Origin of the sequence: Acidaminobacter sp. JC074 (assembly GCF_022496765.1) — a bacterium.
Taxonomy (GTDB): domain Bacteria; phylum Bacillota; class Clostridia; order Peptostreptococcales; family Acidaminobacteraceae; genus JABXKX01.
In genome coordinates this window covers 16,339-35,545 of sequence record NZ_VANV01000041.1, presented here as the reverse complement: position 1 = coordinate 35,545, position 19,207 = coordinate 16,339, and the positions used below count along the sequence as shown (strand labels likewise).

Sequence of the window (19,207 nt, the reverse complement as noted above, 5' to 3'; positions counted from 1 at the left end):
GAAATCAAACGGAATTTTTGGGCCATTTCTTTCGAAATGGTATGCTTGTATTTTGCTCATACTGTTCAGTTTTCAATGTTCTACATCGCTTGCAGTTACTTAGCTCAGCGACTTTTTAATAATATCATTTCTCTTTCAAAATGTCAAGTAAATTATAAGTTATTTTTTAATAATTTTCTTATTTATTTTTTCTTACACATTTCGTTAAATCGAATGATTTTTTAAGTTGCTGTGTTGTAACAGCTTTTATATAATATCAATTTAAAAGCCAAATGTCAACAACTTTTTTAATTAATTTCATTAATGTTTTTAAACACCAGAACTTAATATTTTTGGCTGCTTTACTCAAACAGCTTCCTAATAATATCATCATATATTAGACAAGTCAACACACATTTAAATAGTCGCAATATTTTCATTTGCACAAATAATAGGACACAAATTACTGTACTAAATACAGACGAGCGACTGTCCCTTTTCTACCCTCTTTTTTGGAGCTAAAACAAAAAGAACTCGATAAATCGAATTCTTTTACTTTTACTTATGCTTCCTCTAATGATAAGAAGTAATGTTTATTTTGAATTTCAAACACTTTGTATCTTCCCATATGTTCTCTTGCTATAACAAGAATTTCTTCGCCATCCTTTTCAAATAGATGACCTCTACCATATACATCCGTTAACTTCCAACCATTCATTTTCATCTCTTCAGTAAATAATTGATCAGGCTCTGTATTTCTCATGATATACATCAATGATTTGCACGAAACTCTATGTATATTTTTACCACCAAATTCAAGATTAAATATACCAATGGTTAAATCCAACAACTTTGCTTCATAGTACATTTTTGCCAATGTTGCAATAGCCATCACAGCAACTGCAATCTTAAATATTTTTTTCCATGTGTTGTTCTTCTTCATGCACCCTCCTATCTGTTAATACCATTATAATCAATTTTACTATTAAATAAAAGCTTTTCAAATTACAATTCTATGTCATTTTTCTTTTACCCAATATAAGAAAAAGCAAGCATAAAATGCTTACTTTCTTTTTACATTAGCTTTTTCTACAATAGACTTTCTACCTTTTTTCTTTTTCTTGAATGCAGCCAATACAACTTCTGCTTCTCTAAAAGGTAAAGTAACAAATGAGAAAGACTCTAATACCTTGATATCACGGATAAGTTTACTTTCAATTTTCACTTCATTTTGAATGAAAGCAATAAGTTTCTTAACATTCATACCGTTTTCTTTACCTAAAGCGATAAAGAGTCTAGTCTTACCCTTATTCTCTAACTGAACTTTTCTGATCTTGTTATAGTTTTTCGCTTCTAATTCATCTTTATAGTTGCTCTTTAAGATAGCACATAATACATCTTCTGGATCACCTAACTCCATAAGATTTTGAGCCATTTCTCTATAAGCATCAAATCGACCATTTTCTATAGAAAAACGCAGTTCCTCCATGATACGGTTCTTTTTAATTTCAATAATATCATGTACATCTGGAATTTGCTCTTTACGAATATCTGTTTTCGCAATTCTTTGAATGTACATTAATTTTCTATACTCATCCGGTGTCACGAAAGTAATAGCTGTACCTTCTTTACCTGCACGACCAGTTCTACCAATTCTATGAACATAAGACTCTGGGTCTTGTGGCAATGAGTAATTGATTACATGTGTTAAATCATTAATATCTAAACCACGTGCTGCAACATCAGTAGCAACCAAAACATTAATTTGCTTTGACTTGAACTTTCTTAAAATTCTTTCACGTTGGTGCTGTGATACATCACCATGTAGTGCATCTGAATCATAGCCTCTTTCGATTAATCTCGAAGCCACTGTATCTACATCAACTTTTGTTCTACAGAAAACAATACCATAAAACTCTGTTTCAATATCAACAATTCTACTTAAAGCTTCAAACTTATCGTTTCTAGAAACTTCAAAGTAAATTTGGTCAGTTAAATTAGTTGTTAATTGTTGTTTTTTAACTCTAACAATATCATACTCACCCATAAACCTCTTAGCAATAGCTAAAATTTCAGGTGGCATCGTTGCAGAGAATAACAACATTTGTCTGTCTTCGTGAGCATGAGTAAGGATATTTTCAATATCTTCTCTAAAACCCATGTTTAGCATTTCATCAGCTTCATCTAATACAACATACTGAGCTCTATCAAGTTTTAAACTCTTTCTATTTAAATGGTCTATAATTCTACCAGGTGTACCAACAACAATATCTACGCCTTCTCTTAATCTTCTTAACTGTTGAGAAATTGATTGTCCACCATAGACAGTTGCAATCTTGATTTTACGATCCGTTTTAAATGAGTTCATTTCATCAGCAACTTGAATTGCCAATTCTCTTGTAGGTGCAACAATAATCGCTTGTACATACTTCTGATGCTGTTTGATTTTCTCTAAAATAGGTAAACCAAATGCTGCAGTTTTACCTGTACCGGTTTGAGCCTGACCAATAATGTCTTTTGTGCCACTTAAAAGTAGCGGAATTGTTTTCTCTTGAATTGGAGTTGGTTCTTCAAAGCCTTTCTTTTCTAAAGCTTTTAAGATATTCTCGGATAAACCAAGCTCCTTAAATTTAATCATCTTTTCCATAAATTCTCCTTCGTGTAAAAAAAATCCCGATCTCGCGATCAGAATTTTCGTTTTCGCTTTATATGCTAAAAACATTATCAAAGCTTACACTCAGGCTCGTATAATCAGATAATATTCTCAACACGTCTCAACATTATATACCCCTGAGACATTTAAATCAAGCATTTTTTTATTTCATGTAAGTTTGTATCATCAAACGGTCTACTATGTCGATATTAGTTCCTGACATAGGCACCTTATCAATACGATACTGTTCTATGTTACTAAGCTCTACATCCGTAGACAATTCAGCAATATTCATGACACTGCCTTTTTTTAATCTTACAACTTGAATACCCTTGGTATTCTTAGTCGTTTTTTCACTGATTAGCTCAGTATTTGCAAGTACCAATCGAATTTCGTCCGGTGCAGTATATCTACTAAGAATCAAATCACTTTCTTCTTTAAAGTAGAACAAGTTAACCAAAGGTGCAAAATCCGAATAAGCTTTAACCAGCCTCTTACGATTGGTTTTAGTCTCATAACTAGATAATGGTACTCTGGCAAGTTTTCCATTGTTAAATGCAAAAATCATAAAGCCGGAGTAATCAGTCGTTACTACCATATAAAGGATCTTCTCATCTTGCTCTAAATCTAAAACATTAGGTAAATACGTTCCCAAAGAAGAAGCTTTTGTGTTATCAAGCTCATAAGCCTTCATCTTATAAACATTGGACTTTGATGAGAAGAACAATATGTCAGATTTATTGGTTGCATCAACTTCTTGTGCAATCTCATCATCATCTTTTAATTTATGTTGGTCATTACCTCTTAAAGACACCAATGTTATCTTCTTTATATAGTTATGGTCTGTAAAGAATAACTTACAATTGTAGTCTTCAATAAAGCTTGTTTCATGATGTACTTCAATCTCATCAGCCTTAACAATAGAAGTTTTTCTATCTTGACCATACTTCTTCTTGATGACTTCTAGTTCTTTTGCGATGATTTTCTTGATTCTAGCATCACTCTTAGCGATTTTCTTTAAATCTTCAAGCGTCTTTTCTAAATCATCAATCTCGCCAGTTCTTTTAAGAATATACTCCTTGTTGATGTTTCTTAACTTAATATCAGCAACATATTCTGCTTGAACTTCATCAATTGAAAATGCATTCATTAAGTTTGGAATAACTTCTTTATCTAATTCTGTTTCACGAATGATCTTAATAGCCTTATCAATATCGAGAAGAACGCTTCTTAAACCATAAAGCAAGTGCAACTTATCTGAAATTTTATCGATATCATAAAGCGTCTTGTTTCTGATACAACCAATTCTAAATTTCAGCCACTCAGAAATAACACCTTTAACCCCTAATACCTTTGGCTGTACACCAATTAAAACATTGAAGTTACATGCAAATGAATCTTCAAGTGCTGTTAATTTGAAAAGTTTGGCCATAAGTTTGTCAGCATCTATACCGCGCTTTAAATCAATGGTGATTCTTAAACCTTTTAAGTCTGTTTCATCACGTACATCAGAAATTTCTTTAATCTTACCGTTTTTAATGTTTTCGATGATCTTATCAATAATCATCTCCACTGTAGCTGTATAAGGAATCTCTGTAATCTCGATACAGTTATCTTTCTTCATATACTCATACTTTGATCTGATCTTAAAAGAACCTACACCTTTTTTATAGATCTTATCTAATGTATTGTAATCGTATATTAAATTACCGCCTGTAGGAAAGTCTGGCCCCTTGATAATCTCATGAATATCAAATTGCTCATCTTCCATATACGCAATTGTAGCATCACAGACTTCTCTTAAGTTGAAAGAACAAAAGTTACTTGCCATACCAACGGCAATACCCTTATTAGGATTTACCAGGATATTTGGAAAGGCCACCGGCAGAAGTGTCGGTTCCTTAAGTTGACCGTCATAGTTATCAACAAGCTCCACAGCATTTTTATCAATGTCTTTAAAGACATCTTCACAGATTGGCGCTAGTTTAGCCTCTGTATATCTGGAAGCAGCAAACTTCATATCACGTGAAGTGATTTTACCAAAGTTACCTTTTGAATCTACAAAAGGATGTAAAAGTGCTTCATTACCTTTTGTCAAACGAACCATGGTTGCATAAATAGCTTGGTCACCATGGGGATTGAGTTTCATGGTTTGACCAACGATATTGGCAGACTTAGTCCTAGCGCCTTTAATTAACTTCATTTTATACATCGTATAAAGAAGTTTTCTATGTGATGGCTTAAAACCATCAATTTCCGGAATCGCTCTCGAAACAATTACACTCATGGTATAAGGCATGTAATTGCTCTCAAGTGTCTCCGAAATACTACTTTTTATAATATTCATTTATTACTCCTAATTAATATCCAACATATCTAAATACTTGGCACCATTTTCTTCAATAAAAATCTTACGACCTTGAATATCATCACCTAACAAGGTTTCAAACATTGTCACTGTTTTTTGAGTTTCTTCCCTATCAAATCCAACAAGTTTCCTTGTCTCTGGTGACATGGTTGTTTGCCACATCATTTCAGGATCGTTCTCACCCAATCCCTTCGAACGTTGAACATGAATAGAGCCTTCAAGTGGTTCACAAATATCATTTTTTTCTTTGTCAGTATAAGCAAAGTATGTTTTACCTTTGTTGGTTATTTCATATAATGGTGTTTCAGCAATAAAGACTTTATTTTCGTCAAACAAAGTTGGTACCAATCTGTACAACATAGTCATAATCAAAGTACGAATCTGGAAACCATCGTAATCGGCATCGGTACAAATGATAACTTTATCCCAATTTAAATTATCTAAATCAAAAGTCGTTAAGTCTTTATTGTGTTTCGACTTAATCTCTACACCACATCCTAATACCTTTAAAAGGTCAATGATAATCTCACTTTTGAAAATTTTATCATAATCAGCTTTAAGACAATTTAAGATTTTACCTCTTACCGGCATCAAGGCTTGAAAGTCAGCATCTCTAGCAAGTTTACATGAACCGAGTGCCGAGTCACCCTCCACAATATAGAGCTCTCTTCTAGATTTGTCTTTGGTTCTACAGTCGACAAACTTAGCCACACGGTTGTTCATATCAACCTTGCCACCGAGTTTTTTCTTTAAATTAAGACGTGTTTTTTCAGCTTTTTCACGGCTTCGCTTGTTAACTAAAACCTGATCAATAATCTTTTCAGCTTCAATCTTATTTTCAATAAAGTAAATCTCTAACTTAGATTTGATCAAGTCAGTAATAAACTCCTGAATAAACTTATTATTGATGGCCTTTTTTGTCTGGTTTTCATAAGAAGTCATTGTTGAGAATGAGTTAATGACAATTACCAAACTGTCTTGTACATCTTGGAAAGATATTTTCTTTTCACCCTTGGTGTACTTACCAACCTTTTTAATAAACTTATCTATCTCATAAATAAAGGCATTCTTAACAGCCTTATCAGGTGCACCACCGTGCTCTAGATAAGATGAGTTATGATAATACTCTGTTAAGTTGACTTCATTGTTAAAGGAAAATGCCAGTTCAGCCTTTACCTTATAATCAGGTTTGTCTTCACGATCTCGACCACGGCCTTCTTCAGTGTAGTACATAACCTCAGTAAAGTTCTTATCTTCATTGACTTCTTTAATATAGTCTACAATACCATTTTCATAACAGTACTCATATGTTTCATCTTCAAACTCATCATATAGCTTAAAAATAACACCAGGATTTACAATGGATTGTTTTTTCATAACATCCTGATAAAAAGATAGTGGAATCTGAATATCTGTAAACACATCTAAATCTGGTTTCCATTTCTGAATTGTACCAGATGCATGCTCAAAAGGCTCTTTTTCTAATTTACCTGCAGCCTTGCCTTTTTTAAAGTCAATAGAATACTTGATGTTGTCCTTGTACACCACAACTTCCATGTACTCAGAAGCATATTGGGTTGCACAGGCTCCTAGACCATTAAGACCTAAGGAGTATTCATAGTTCTCACCATCGTTATTATTATATTTACCACCAGCGTATAGCTCACAGTAAACCAACTTCCAGTTATATTTTCTTTCCTTTTCATTATAATCCAGAGGAATACCACGACCGTAATCACGGACAGTTATGGACCAATCATCATGTCTTGTTACCTCTATTACATTACCATGTCCTTCTCTTGCCTCATCTATCGAGTTTGAAAGGATCTCAAAAAAGGAATGTTGACAACCTTCTAAACCATCGGAACCAAATATTACTGCTGGTCTTTTTCTTACACGATCAGCACCTTTTAAAGCAGAAATACTGTTATTACCATAGGCATCTTTTTTCTTACGTACCATTTATACACCTCAAATTTCTATTTGCGTCTTGAACGCCATTTTTATTTTACTAGATATCGAAAAGAAAATCAACCGCTAGTAGAGAACGTACGTTCACGTCCAACATGTAGTAGGGATAATTTCTTTAAAAAATTACTTGATTCGACCTTTCACATATGTTACACTAGTCAAAATACATCGAAAAATCAAATACATTTGTCCGCCATACACGGACAAAGGAGGTCTTTATGAACAATAAATATATCTTAGTTGACAAGTCGGTATTACCTGATGTCTTTGAAAAGGTCATAGAAGCTAAAGAAATAATGAAGTCCGATGAAACCTTGGGCGTCTCAAAAGTTGTAGCTATGGTTGGCATCTCTAGGTCGACTTATTATAAATACCATGATAAAGTCTTTCCACTAATTGAAAGCAATGTAGAGAGAAAGGCAACCATTAACTTGCTACTGTCCCATAAGTCCGGGACCTTGTCCTCACTACTTAGACATATTGCTTCTTGTAATGGCAATGTATTAACCATTACTCAAGATGCACCTGTAAACAGTGCAGCAAATGTAAGTATTTCATTTGATGTCAGCAAACTTAACAGTACCTTAGAACAATTACTAACTAACTTAAAAACTATCGAAGGGGTTTCAAAACTGAAACTCGTTGGCGTGGAATAGGAGGCAAAAATGACTTCAGTGGCATTATTAGGATATGGAACAGTTGGATCAGGTGTATTTGATCTTATAGAAAAGAACAGTAAGAACACATTACAATCATATGATGAGTTTATAAACGTCTCACATGTACTTGTCAAAAATATTAGAAAACATCAAGATAATAAACATTATGGTCTTTTTACAGATTCCTATGAGGACGTATTAAAGTCTGATTGTGATATCGTCATTGAAGTTATGGGAGGCATTCATCCTGCATATGAATACATTAAAAGTGCTCTTATGGCAAGAAAGCATGTCATTACAGCCAACAAGGATCTGATCGCAGAACACGGTGAAGAGTTGATGACCTTGGCTAACAAGTACCATGTAACCCTTAATTATGAGGCAAGCGTTGGTGGCTCTATTCCTGTTTTAAAGACGATAAAGGAGAGCTTGGCTGCTCACCCGGTTAAAAGCATCACAGGTATCTTAAACGGTACAACAAACTACATACTGTCAAAGATGTACAATGAAAACATTTCATACGATGTGGCTTTAAAGGCTGCTCAAGATGCTGGTTTTGCAGAAGCAGATCCATCATCTGATGTTTTAGGTTTTGATGCAGCTAGAAAACTGTCAATTCTTACTCACCTGTCTATGAACAGTGTTTTGAAAGTAAAAGACATCCTCATTGATGGTATTACAAACCTAGATGAGAAAGATATGGCAATTGCCAAAAAGCTTGGTTACAAGATTAAGTTAATCGGTAAGTCTATTCAATATGACCACTGTTTACATGCTTTTGTTAAACCGGTTTATGTACAAGCCAACTCGATGCTTGGTTTAATAGACAATGAATACAACACGGTACAAATGGACTTAGATACGATTGGAGAAATGACTTTTTCAGGTAAAGGTGCTGGTAAACATCCAACTGCAAGTGCCATTTATGGCGATATTCTAGACATCCTTTTAAATGAAAAGAAAGTTCTCGAACCAGCTACGAAAAGACCAAAGATCTGCCACTATGCACAAGGCAAACACGAATGGCTTGTTAGACTCTATAGTCTTAATCAGCCAATTAACCTTGAAAAAATCCTTAAGTTTTTCACAGATGGTAATATGGAAATCAAAGACTTTGAAAATCCTAACGACTTATCATTTACAATCAAGGGCATCTCTGAATCAACTTTGTTCGAAATCATTCAGAAACTGCAAAACCTAAACATTATCTCTGTCTCAAAATACTTTATGATACTATAAAAGATGCCCTCGGGCATCTTCTATTTATGTATGATAAAAGGTTCCATTTCCTCATAGAGTTCTTGAACATCATCATTTTTTAGTTCAATAATACGTCTTGTCTGCATGTCATCTAAAAGACCATCTAAACCATAGTAGGCTTCAAAAAGTTCATCAAAAGAACCATCTCTAATCGCTAGCGATAGGCCTTCTAAAACGCTTTCATATAAGAGGTTGTTGTCCTTTGAGACAAAGAAAACTCTGAAAAACGGATATCGGAGTATATAAGCTTCATCTAATACAATCTGATCGTATTCATCATAAAGCTCCAATAGTTTTTTTGCCTCATTTGCACCTAAAGGCATGACATCAAAACGACCATTGTTAAGCATTTCAAAGGCAGATTCTAAAGACTGAGCTTCAGTAACTTCTAAACCATTGTCTCTAAGGATGACCGTGTCCGCCCATCCTAGACCTTGTCCAAAAGTAAATGTCGACAAATCTTCTATAGATTCACTCTTTATAAAGTCATCCTTTATCGTCTGGTTAATCAAACATATCCTCATGCCATTTAATCCCTTATCAATAGGAATATAAATAGCTCTTAAATCTGCTTCATATTCCTTTTGATAACCAAAGTCAGCGATGGATATTTTACCACTAGATATTTCCTGTCTGATTCTATCATTGTTAACAAGTGTATCATCAAAGGTCAACTCATAGTCAACACCTGACTTGTCTAGAGCAAGAGCCAGTACCTTGTAACCAAAACCATCTTCACCTTCACCATTGATATTTGGATAAACAACCTTCATAATATCAGATTCAGAAGACACAATCTGGATCATAGGTACAACATCACTTGCATCAGAAAAATCATTCTGATCGATCATACAACCCACTAAAAGTACACAGAGTAAGATAATTAGTAGCTTATGCATAAATCCCCTCCATTTCTTCATACGGAAAAACCAGGGTAAAGACTGCCCCATTGTCAGTATGGTATTTAATAGATCCATTTAAGGTAGTCGAAACAATGTTTTCTATTATAAACAAACCTAAACCACTACCACCACGACCTCGTTTTGTTGTAAAAAATGGTTCGAATATTTTATCCGCTATGTCCTCTGCTATACCAGAACCGTTGTCTGTATAAATCATACGAACCTGATCATCTATCACTTTTACCTCTATGGTCATTAATGGCGATTGACAATCTTTTAAACCATGGATGATAGAATTCATCATCAAGTTTGTCAAAATCTGAGTAATGGCACCAGGATAAGTATAGAGCTCGAGTGATTCATCCACATACACTTTAACCTCAGCCTGAATCTTTTTATACTCAGGGTGAATACTTTGAACGACAATGTCAAAGTAATCTTTTACATTAAAAGTTTGCTTGACTTCATCAACTTGATCAACAGCAACTTTCTTAAACCCTTCTATTAAAGTAGCCGCTCTCTCTAAGTTTATGGTGGATATACGTGTACTTTCTTTTACCTTGTCCAGAAAAGACTCAAACTCTGACTTTGTTAAAGTATTGTTCTTAAAGCTTTTCAGTATCTTATCCAGTAAAGATTCCATAAATGTAGATAAAGTTAAAGTCACTCCAATTGGTGTGTTAATTTCATGGGCAACCCCAGCAACTAATTGTGAGGTCAATACACGTTTAGCATTGTAAATCAGCTCTTCTTCAGTTGCCTTTAGAGTGATCAAAGTCTTTTCAAGCTCATCGTTTCTTACAATCAGTTCCGCTTGGGTTTCTTGAATGGTTGATAAAGATGTCTCAAGCGCCTTGTTCACTTCCTTTAGTTCCAAAGTCCTTTCATCTACTTTGATTTCTAGTTCATGATTCATCTTTTCTAGGCGGTCCGTCAGCTCATTGGCTTCTTGTTCAGCTTTTTCTAGCGAAAGCCTCATATGGTTAAAGCTGTTGGCAACCAGACCAATCTCGTCCTCTGTACCTACATCTATGGCCTCAGAAAACTCTTGTTCAGCGACAGCATCCAATCCCTTGGATAGAATGCTTAATGGCTTTGTAATACGCTTACTTAAATAATATACAAAAACAAGGGTCGCCATCATAACAATCAAAGTGATGATGATATTGTTCATCAGCTGTCTTCTTAACATTTCATTTTTATGATAGAAGGTAAAACCAACTCTAACCTCAGCTATAGGATTGGGGCCGTATCTTACAAAACTTTTTCTTTCAATGATATGACTGGACTCATAAGCAATACCAAATTCTTTGCGTTCAAATAATACTGTACCATTTAAATCATGGACATATATATAGGCCACGTCATCATCTATAAAGAAGGCATCAGCAAGCTCATTGATGGCATTGTCATTATAATGCCATACCCCTTCTGACAAGCCTAAAGTAATCACATCCGTATAGACATCAACTTCATTTTCAAACTCAGATATCAATCTTTGTTTGGTACTATTAAATTGAGAAAAACTTAAAAATGTCAGTGCAAGCATAATTAAGCACCCTAATGGTAATGCAAACTTAATCCATATCTTGTTTATTTTCATGTATATCTCCTTATTACCACCATTATAACAAAAAAAAGAAAGTAAGATAATTACTTTCTCAGTCCTAACATCATATAAATAGTTCTTTCGGAGATATTGGTCGTATGATCGGCTATTCTTTCTAAGTATCTACCTATCAGTAGCAGAAGGACAACTTGATCTTTTAAGTCTGAGTCCTCAGATAACATGGCAAGCAGTTCAAGGTATATACGTTCATAAATCATATCAACTTCATCGTCACGCTTGATAACCTCTCTAGCAAGGTCGACGTCTTCATTTGTAAAAGATCTGATCGCCTCCTCTATCATTTCTGAACAGATGACTCTCATCCTCGGTAAATCCACTAATGGTTTCACAAAATTTCTTCCATTGTTTGCTATAACAACCTTGGCAATATTAACGCAGTGGTCTGCAATTCTCTCTAAGTCTGTTATCATCCTAAGAATGGTTGTAATTCTTCTTAAGTCACTGGCAATTGGATTTTGTGTAGCTATCAAGTCGATACAGTGATCCTCAATATCTAGTTCCATCTTATCTATTTTATCATCAGATGCAATGATTTTTTTAGCCAAGTCTAAATCTTTATTCTCTAAAGCATGCATCACATCCTTAAGCATTTCCTGGACTAAACCCGCCATTTGAATAACTTCACTTGTTACATCTTTCAGTTCCTGCACATATACATTTCTCATGACTCACTCCTATCCAAATCTTCCTGTTATATAATCTTCAGTTTTCTGGTGTTTAGGGTTTTTAAATATGGATGTTGTCTGACCATATTCAATCAACTCACCCATCAAAAAGAATGCTGTATTATCTGAAACACGTCCAGCCTGCTGCATAGAGTGTGTCACAATTATGATTGAGTATTCTTTTTTCAACTCCATTATCAACTCTTCAATTCTTAATGTTGCAATCGGATCTAATGCAGAAGTCGGTTCGTCCATAAGGAGTACTTCTGGTTCTACTGCAATGGCACGCGCAATGCAAAGTCTCTGCTGCTGACCACCTGATAAGCCTAAAGCACTTTTTTTAAGGCGGTCTTTTACTTCATCCCACAAGGCTGCTGAACGTAAGCTTTTTTCAACAATTGCATCCAATTCTTCTTTTCTCTTTATGCCATGTGCCCTAGGACCATAAGCAACATTGTCATATATGCTCATTGGAAATGGATTAGGCTTTTGAAATACCATACCAATTTTTTTACGTAGATCAATCACATCATATTCCTTTTGAATATTTTTATTGTCCAAAGTGATCTTACCTGTGTAATGACAGGTTTCAATCAAGTCATTCATACGATTAATGGTCTTTAAGAATGTTGATTTACCACATCCAGATGGGCCAATTAAAGCCGTAATTTTGTTTTCCTCTATATCAATATTTATGTCTTTTAAAGCTTGAAAAGTCCCATAGTGTAAATCTAGATTTTCAACGCTTATTTTTGCTTGTCTCATCCTGCCTCCTAATATAAGCCGTTTCTTCTTTCAACCCATCTTGCAAATGCCTTTGTTGAAAGATTAAGCACTAACACAACCGCCAAGAGTACTGTTGCTGTTGCGAATGCTTTTTCAAATGATATACCTTCTTTTGCCAAGTAATATAAATGTACTGATAAAGTACGTCCCGAATCCATGATGGAAGTAGGGACTCTTGCAACCATACCAGCGGTTAAAAGTATGGCTGCTGTTTCTCCAATAATTCTACCTACCGATAAGATTAATGAGGTCACAATACCTGAAATAGACGATGGTATTACTACTTTAACAATGGTTCTTATCTTTGTAGCTCCTAGACCTAATGAACCTTCTCTATAAGAATCCGGCACCGTCTTTAATGCTTCCTCTACTGTTCTTATAATAGTAGGAAGTATCATAATAGAAACGGTCAATGCACCAGATAAGAGTGAAAAGCCCATCTTGTTGATGGTTACAAAGAATATCAGGCCAAAGAGACCATAGATGATCGACGGAATTGAAGCCAGACATTCTATTGAAAATCGAATGATTCTAACTAGGCGCCCTTGCTTAGCGTATTCTACTAGGTAAATAGCACTTAAAATACCAAGGGGAGCTGCAAGTAAAAGAGCAAGTCCAATGATATAAACCGTTGAGATGATCATGGGTACCAGGCCCTCTTGATCGCCATCACCAAATAAGAAGGCTACATTTAACTCGCTGATACCATTTAAAACCACATAAGCTACAATCCATATCAGAATCGCACCAGTAATACCACCCGCTGTCCATATAAGAAAAGTGGCAAACCCATCTTTTAACTTTCTCATTAACTTGCCTCCTTAGTAATGAATCGTAATGAAATGTTGAGTAGTATGATAAAGGCAAATAAGACCACACCTGTTGCAAACAAAGCTTCCTGATGAAGACCTGTCGCATAAGACATTTCAACTGCTATATTTCCTGTAAGTGTTCTTACTCTACTCAGTAGGCTCTCAGGCATAATTGCCGCATTACCTGCTACCAAAAGTACTGCCATGGTTTCACCTACGGCCCTGCCAACACCTAAAATCACACCAGCCAAAATACCAGATCTAGCTGCTGGTAGTAAAACTTTAAAAATAGTCTGCATCTTAGTGGCTCCCAAGGCTAAAGAACCTTCTTTGTATTCCTTAGGGACTGTTTTTATTGCATATGAAGAGATATTGATGATGGTTGGTAAAATCATAATGCCTAAAATAATGATTACTGCTAACAAACTGTTGCCACCATTTCTAAACACATCGTCAATCATTGGCAAGATCACAATCAAGCCAAAGAAACCATAAACCACAGACGGTATTGCTGCTAATAGATCAACCATGGGCGTTAAAATACCTGCTAACCATTTAGGTGCTACTTCTGCAATAAATATTGCCGTCAAGAGACCAATCGGTACCCCTACTACAATGGCACCAAAAGTCGCATATATGGATGCAACAATCATAGGAAAAATTCCAAAAATCTTTGCACCTGGTTTCCACTTCATTCCGAATACAAAATCAATTAAACCAATTTCTTTTATTGCTGGTAAACCTTTAGCTAAAGTAAATCCAGCAATTAAAACCATACTAACAACTGATGTAATAGCAGCCAGCATAAAGATCGTTCTTACGACTTTCTCAACAATTAATCGATTGGGTCTAATTGTCTTTCTAGGCTTCATTACTATTTTTTTCTGAGTAATTGTCTTTTCCATTTCTTCCTCCTGCTAATCTAAAATCATTATAGCGCTGCAATGTAAGTCGTGTATTAAATGAAAGTAAAGTTTATGTAAAATGGTATCAGTCAAAAAAAAGAAAACCCGCTCCTTAGAGCGAATCCCCTTTTGTTAGTATATGTTACTTAGCAGGAACCTTCTTAAATAATGCTTCATTCTATCTGCCAGTAAGTAATAATCTACTTGCTTGGAACCCATTTAGATTTAACAAGTTCTTGACCTTCATTACCTAAAGCGTAGTCTAAAAATGCTTGTACTTCAGGTGTAACAGCACCTTTTGTTAACAATAAGAATGGTCTAGAAACCTTGTAGGAACCATTCACAATGTTTTCTACAGTTGGATCAATACCGTCTACTTTTAGAGGTTGAATTGAATCATCAAGGTATGATAAAGAAACATAACCAATTGAAAGTTCTTTTGAAGCAATATTTGCCTTAACTGCACCATTACCATCAGCAATGATTGCATCGTCTACGATTAAGGAGTATTTATCGCCAGCATCATTTTTTGCTTCTAAGTCCATGATATCATCAAATGCACCTCTAGTACCTGAACCTTCTTCTCTTGAAACAACAATGATCCTTGCATCTTCTCCACCAACTTGGCTCCAATTAGTGATTTCGCCAGTAAAAATTTTTGTTACTGTTTCTTTATCTAGTTCAGTCAGTGGATTAGATGGATGAGTGACAACCGCAATACCATCGTATGCTAATACATATTCAGTTAAACCATAGTCGCCTTCAGCTTCTTTTAAGTTTCTAGATGCCATACCGATATCGCCTGTACCATCATTAGCAGCATTTACACCTGCAGTAGAACCGATACCTTGAATATCTACTTTTATGTTTGAGTTTGTCTCTTCATATGCTTTTGCAATCATTTCAATAGCTGGTGTTACAGAAGTTGAACCGACTACACTGATTGTTACACTTTCTTTTTCTGAACCACTTGCTTCTTTTGTTGTTTCTGATGAACTACCACAGCCAATCGCCGTAAGTGTTAACATAGCTACCATTAATAATACAAAAATCTTCTTCACTTTAAATTCCTCCAATAATTTTAACTTCCCTGCTAAAATGCATGTCTCTTGTTTACATAAAGAAGTATATCAAGATTAATTGTTAAGTTCGTTTTCTCTATGTTAATGGTATGTTAAGTCATGTAATCATTGTATTAAGAAAGCCTAGACTAAGTCTAGGCTGAAAAAGATAATATAGTAAAACCTACATATAAGACAATGACCATACTCACTAGCCAGTAGTTCCATGGTGATATCTGTGTGGTTTCATATGTTTTTTCTATCTTATAAGGAAGCTTCTTGAGCGTCTTCATATTGATACGTTTTTCTTCGTCTTGGTGCATAACCCTGATGCCTTTGTAATCCACATGGGTAATCTCCATTGGTACTTCCTTAAGAACAATGGTGTCTCCTGCTTCAGCGGAAACATAATCAGATTTTAACCAGTACATCAAGGCAAAGAGTATGATGCCCGCAAATGCTGACATAATGATGAAAACAAATAGTATCTGCAAACCGCTTTCATCAAGCATAGTTAAAGCCATGTCCATCTCCTCAGGTGTTGCTGTTTCCTGATTACTGGTCATCAACAGACTACCGATGAAGTTAAAGGTACCATGTGCAATCATACTCGGATATATAGAGTTTGTTGTATAAACCAACCAGGCTAATATAATACCTAAGAAAGTCGGTAGTAACAAGTTCTGCACGTTAAAGTGGAAGATACCAAATAAAATGCCTGTTATAAGAATAGCTTTAGTCGGGGACATTTTTTCCCTATAAGCACTTAACATCATACCTCTAAAGAAGAACTCTTCACAAAGACCTGGTGTCAATGCTAATAAGAAAGTCAGGATAAAAAAGTTATTCGCACCAGAAGTCTCACCTAAATCCATGGTCTGTATTTGAAACAAGTCCAGTTCCATCAAAATGATGTTCATGACCAAGTTTAGCATATAAGCTATAGGAATAGCTGCTAGGGTGATTAGGATTGTTTTAAAAACTGTTGACCATTTAATAGGATTAAATCTAAACCTTTCCTTTATAGATACACCTTGTATCTTCATGGTCAGAACAATCGGTATAAAGATGATCACATATTGAATGATGATAATAGACCATCTAAAGCCTACTTCTAAATAAGCCATTACAAAGCTACCTATTATAAATAGGAATGCAAGAATCATAAACAATAGATTAGCTGTTAACAAAGAATGCTTTTTTGTTTCGTTCATGACTGTCCTTTCTAGATATTGCTGCCATATAGGTTTAATAAATTGATATAACACTGCAGACCATATAAAAGTGCTTCTTCATCAAAATTAAACTTTGAGTTATGAAGGGGTTTGTCAAAACCATTGTCTTCATCTCTAATGCCTAAGAAAATAAAGGCACCCTTTCTTTCCTTTAAAAAGAAGGAAAAATCTTCAGCAATCATTTGAGGTGGAAAATCTACCACTTCCATGTCCTTGCACGCCTCTCTAATTGCATCTACTGATGATGCATGATTGACAACCGGTGGATACATGGTTCTAATTTCTGATTCAATCTTACAATTAAATGAAAGTTCTAAACCTTTAGCAACTTCAAGCATCCTAGTTTGAATTAAGTTATAAACCTCTTCTGAGAATGCTCTTGTTGTTCCTTCAAGTCTGACATGTTCAGCAATGATGTTTCTTCTTTCACCCGCTTCAATGCGTCCAACTGTAACAACACCAGCTTCTGTTGGATTTACATTTCTTGATACGATCGACTGGAATTGACTGATCATTTGAGACATAACAATGGTTGCATCATTGGCAGTATGCGGCATCGCACCATGACCACTCTTAGTATAAATATCAAAATCAAACTCGCCTGTCATAGCCATAACAGGTCCTTTGTTAACGGCAATAACACCTGTATTAAAATCAGGATGTAAATGGATACCGAAAACTTCATCTATTTGATACTTGTCTAAAAATCCTGTATCTATCATTGGCTTTGCACCACCCGGTCCCTCTTCAGCTGGTTGGAAAATTAAAACCACATCAGAATTCAGTTCATTTTTATGAGCCATTAAATGCTTAGCTAATAGTAAAAGCATGGTCATATGTCCATCATGACCACAGCCATGCATACGACCTTGATGCGTTGATTTGAACTCTATATCATTTTGCTCACTTAAACTTAAAGCATCCATATCCGCTCTAAAGGCAATTGTTTTGCCATTTTCAATCTTATTTCCTTCAATTTTTGCTATAATTCCTGTTTTAGCGATATTTTTTTCATAAGAAATGCCATTTTCATCTAAAAACTTGCATATATACTCACTCGTTTTCATTTCCGAATATCCAATTTCAGGAATTCTATGCAAATCTCTTCTCAATTGTATTGCCTGATTCAGATAAGCCTGAACAGTTTGATTTAAACCCATTTTCCCTTTCTCCTTTTTTTCAAAAAAATAATTGACTCTCACTTTATATAGTGGTAGTATATATATAATTTATTATTAATGCAAATGAATATTTATTCATTCTATGTATATTCTATTATGATTATAACATATAATGAATGAATATAAATAATATCTATGGAGGTCAAAATGAAAAAAGTTAACATTGCTGTCGTAGGCGCAACTGGTATGGTTGGCCGTACATTCTTAAAAGTACTTGAGGAAAGAGATTTTCCTTATAACAAAATCTATTGCTTCGCTTCCAAACGCTCTGCTGGTACGAAAGTCAAATGCAAGGGCGAAGATATTATTGTAGAAGAATTGACTGAAACTTCGTTTGATCGTGATATCGATATCGCCCTATTTTCAGCGGGTGGTACGACAAGTGAGAAATTTGCACCTATTGCTGCTTCTAAAGGCGTTATAGTTGTAGATAATTCATCACATTTTAGAATGGACAAAGATGTGCCATTGGTTGTACCAGAAGTCAACCCTCATGCTATTTTTGAACACAAAAACATCATTGCAAATCCTAACTGTTCAACAATTCAAGCTATGGTTGCCTTAAAGCCATTACAAGAAAAGTACGGCATCAAGAGAGTTGTGTTTTCAACTTACCAAGCAGTATCAGGTTCTGGTGTAAAAGGGGTTACTGATTTAGAAAATGGACTGAAAGGTTCTTTAGAAACAAACTGCTACCCACACCCTATTGCTAACAACTGTTTGCCGCACATTGATGTCTTTATGGACAATGGCTATACAAAAGAAGAAATGAAAATGATCAATGAAACCAAGAAAATACTTGGAGATGATTCACTAAAGATTACTGCCACTGCAGTACGTGTGCCATTATACGATTGCCACAGTGAATCTATTAACGTAGAACTCGATGGATCATTTGATATTGAAAACGTATTTGAATTGTACAGAGATTACAAAGGCATCATCCTACAAGATGATGTAGCTAACAATGTATATCCACTAGCAACAACTGCTAAAGGAACAGATGATGTTTATATAGGAAGAATCAGAAGAGACTTTAGCTTAGACAACGGTTTAAATATTTGGGTTGTAGCAGACAATATTAGAAAAGGTGCTGCAACAAACGCTGTTCAAATTGCTGAGGTCCTAATCACTAGATAG

At 35.0% G+C, this 19,207-nt stretch carries 16 protein-coding genes; 3 read left to right on the top strand and 13 right to left on the bottom strand.

Features of this window, described 5'->3' with window-relative positions:
* Positions 1–541 precede the first annotated feature (541 nt).
* From EZV73_RS27420 to EZV73_RS27405, 4 genes are all read right to left on the bottom strand, one after another.
* The gene (locus EZV73_RS27420) at positions 542–922 is read right to left on the bottom strand and encodes a hypothetical protein (RefSeq protein WP_240843776.1); all 381 of its coding nucleotides are present in this window, start codon (positions 920–922) and stop codon (positions 542–544) included.
* Positions 923–1,042: 120 nt separating this feature from the next.
* Positions 1,043–2,626 carry a DEAD/DEAH box helicase gene (locus EZV73_RS27415; protein ID WP_240843775.1) on the bottom strand — a complete coding sequence of 528 codons (1,584 nt, stop codon included), beginning with the start codon at positions 2,624–2,626 and terminating at the stop codon, positions 1,043–1,045.
* 169 nt (positions 2,627–2,795) lie between these two features.
* Positions 2,796–4,979, bottom strand: coding sequence for a DNA topoisomerase (ATP-hydrolyzing) subunit A (locus EZV73_RS27410; protein ID WP_240843774.1), 2,184 nt, complete (start codon positions 4,977–4,979; stop codon positions 2,796–2,798).
* A gap of 9 nt (positions 4,980–4,988) precedes the next feature.
* The gene (locus tag EZV73_RS27405; protein WP_240843773.1) at positions 4,989–6,962 is read right to left on the bottom strand and encodes a toprim domain-containing protein; all 1,974 of its coding nucleotides are present in this window, start codon (positions 6,960–6,962) and stop codon (positions 4,989–4,991) included.
* 227 nt (positions 6,963–7,189) lie between these two features.
* On the opposite strand from EZV73_RS27405, the gene EZV73_RS27400 reads away from it, so the two are divergent.
* Both EZV73_RS27400 and EZV73_RS27395 read left to right on the top strand, forming a co-directional pair.
* The gene (locus EZV73_RS27400) at positions 7,190–7,627 is read left to right on the top strand and encodes an ACT domain-containing protein (RefSeq protein WP_240843772.1); all 438 of its coding nucleotides are present in this window, start codon (positions 7,190–7,192) and stop codon (positions 7,625–7,627) included.
* Between the two features lie 9 nt (positions 7,628–7,636).
* Positions 7,637–8,869: a homoserine dehydrogenase gene (locus tag EZV73_RS27395; RefSeq protein WP_240843771.1), complete on the top strand. Its 1,233-nt coding sequence runs from the start codon at positions 7,637–7,639 to the stop codon at positions 8,867–8,869.
* A gap of 20 nt (positions 8,870–8,889) precedes the next feature.
* Here the strand turns inward: EZV73_RS27395 and EZV73_RS27390 are convergent, their stop codons facing one another.
* The 9 genes from EZV73_RS27390 to EZV73_RS27350 form a co-directional block, all read right to left on the bottom strand.
* Positions 8,890–9,789: a transporter substrate-binding domain-containing protein gene (locus tag EZV73_RS27390; RefSeq protein WP_240843770.1), complete on the bottom strand. Its 900-nt coding sequence runs from the start codon at positions 9,787–9,789 to the stop codon at positions 8,890–8,892.
* Positions 9,782–11,395, bottom strand: coding sequence for a HAMP domain-containing sensor histidine kinase (locus tag EZV73_RS27385; protein WP_240843769.1), 1,614 nt, complete (start codon positions 11,393–11,395; stop codon positions 9,782–9,784). Before EZV73_RS27385 ends, EZV73_RS27390 begins: the two co-directional genes overlap by 8 nt.
* A gap of 50 nt (positions 11,396–11,445) precedes the next feature.
* Entirely contained in the window at positions 11,446–12,087 is a 642-nt protein-coding gene (phoU, locus tag EZV73_RS27380; RefSeq protein ID WP_240843768.1) for a phosphate signaling complex protein PhoU, read from the bottom strand.
* 9 nt (positions 12,088–12,096) lie between these two features.
* Complete coding sequence (gene pstB, locus EZV73_RS27375; RefSeq protein ID WP_240843767.1) at positions 12,097–12,852, bottom strand: phosphate ABC transporter ATP-binding protein PstB; 756 nt, start codon at positions 12,850–12,852, stop codon at positions 12,097–12,099.
* An 8-nt stretch (positions 12,853–12,860) separates the two neighbouring features.
* Positions 12,861–13,682 (bottom strand): phosphate ABC transporter permease PstA, encoded by an 822-nt coding sequence (gene pstA, locus EZV73_RS27370; protein ID WP_240843766.1) that lies wholly within the window; start codon positions 13,680–13,682, stop codon positions 12,861–12,863.
* Complete coding sequence (gene pstC / locus EZV73_RS27365) at positions 13,682–14,557, bottom strand: phosphate ABC transporter permease subunit PstC (protein WP_240843777.1); 876 nt, start codon at positions 14,555–14,557, stop codon at positions 13,682–13,684. The genes pstA and pstC overlap by 1 nt, the downstream gene beginning before the upstream one ends.
* Before the next feature lie 233 nt (positions 14,558–14,790).
* Complete coding sequence (locus EZV73_RS27360; protein ID WP_240843765.1) at positions 14,791–15,651, bottom strand: phosphate ABC transporter substrate-binding protein; 861 nt, start codon at positions 15,649–15,651, stop codon at positions 14,791–14,793.
* Between the two features lie 155 nt (positions 15,652–15,806).
* Positions 15,807–16,865 carry a type II CAAX endopeptidase family protein gene (locus EZV73_RS27355; protein ID WP_240843764.1) on the bottom strand — a complete coding sequence of 353 codons (1,059 nt, stop codon included), beginning with the start codon at positions 16,863–16,865 and terminating at the stop codon, positions 15,807–15,809.
* Positions 16,866–16,876: 11 nt separating this feature from the next.
* Positions 16,877–18,046 carry a M20 family metallopeptidase gene (locus EZV73_RS27350; RefSeq protein ID WP_240843763.1) on the bottom strand — a complete coding sequence of 390 codons (1,170 nt, stop codon included), beginning with the start codon at positions 18,044–18,046 and terminating at the stop codon, positions 16,877–16,879.
* A gap of 168 nt (positions 18,047–18,214) precedes the next feature.
* On the opposite strand from EZV73_RS27350, the gene EZV73_RS27345 reads away from it, so the two are divergent.
* Positions 18,215–19,207: an aspartate-semialdehyde dehydrogenase gene (locus tag EZV73_RS27345; RefSeq protein WP_240843762.1), complete on the top strand. Its 993-nt coding sequence runs from the start codon at positions 18,215–18,217 to the stop codon at positions 19,205–19,207.